Source organism: Ideonella azotifigens, assembly GCF_006519715.1.
Classification (GTDB): Bacteria; Pseudomonadota; Gammaproteobacteria; order Burkholderiales; family Burkholderiaceae_C; genus Ideonella; species Ideonella azotifigens.
The window spans coordinates 1-1,019 of record NZ_VIDT01001188.1; the positions used below are offsets into that span (position 1 = coordinate 1).

General features: G+C 70.7%; 1 protein-coding gene. It reads left to right on the forward strand.

The genetic code is table 11. The features are described 5' to 3' along the window. The coding region (holA, locus tag FKP22_RS31525) for a DNA polymerase III subunit delta (RefSeq protein ID WP_141292083.1) at window positions 1–1,019 on the forward strand (1,019 nt) is incomplete at both ends.

Sequence of the window (1,019 nt, forward strand, 5' to 3'; positions counted from 1 at the left end):
CCGCTTTACACGCTGCACGGCGACGAGCCACTGCTGGCGCAGGAGGCGGCCGATTCGATCCGTGCGGCGGCCCGCGCAGCCGGCGTCTCCGAGCGCCAGGTCTTCACCGTCAGCGGCGCGCATTTCGACTGGAGCAGCGTGCTGGGCGCCGCGCAGTCCATGGGCTTGTTTGCCGACCAGCAGCTGATCGAGATCCGCATCCCTTCCGGCAAGCCCGGCAAGGAAGGCTCGGTCGCGCTGCAGCAGTATTGCGACCGGCTGGGCGAAGGCCTGTTCACCATCGTGCACCTGCCGCGGCTGGACCGCCAGCAGCAGCAAAGTGCCTGGTTCCTGGCGCTGGACCGGGCGGGGGTGACCGTACGGCTGGACCCGATCGAGCGCAATCAGCTGCCTCAATGGATCTCGCGCCGGCTGGGCGCGCAAGGCCAGTCGCTGCCCGCCGGTGAAGCGGGCCAGCAGGCGCTGGCGTTTTTCGCCGACAGGGTCGAAGGCAACCTGCTGGCCGCGCACCAGGAACTGCAGAAGCTCGCGCTGCTGTACCCCGAAGGCGAACTCAGCTTCGAGCAGATCCAGGACGCGGTGCTGGACGTGGCCCGCTACGACGTCTTCAAGCTCGGTGCCGCCGTGCTGGCCGGCCAGGCCGAGCGCGCGCTGCGCATGCTGGACGGCCTGCGCGCCGAAGGCGAGGCCGCGGTGCTGGTGCACTGGAACCTGGCCGAGGACATCCGCGCGATGAAGCGCGCCCGCGACGCGATGGCCGGCGGCAAGCCGCTGCCGATGGCGCTGCGCGAAGCGCGGGTTTGGGGAGACAAGGAGCGCGCCTTCGAGCGCGTGTTGCCGCAACTGGATGACGCCAAGCTGGCCGCACTGGTGCAGGCCGCCGCGATCTGCGACGGCCTGGTCAAAGGCCTGCGCCACCCCGACTGGCCCACCGAAGCCTGGGACGGCCTGCGTCGCCTGATGCTGATGACGCTGGACCTGATGCAGCCGCCACCCCGCCGCGGCCATGCTGCGCCTGC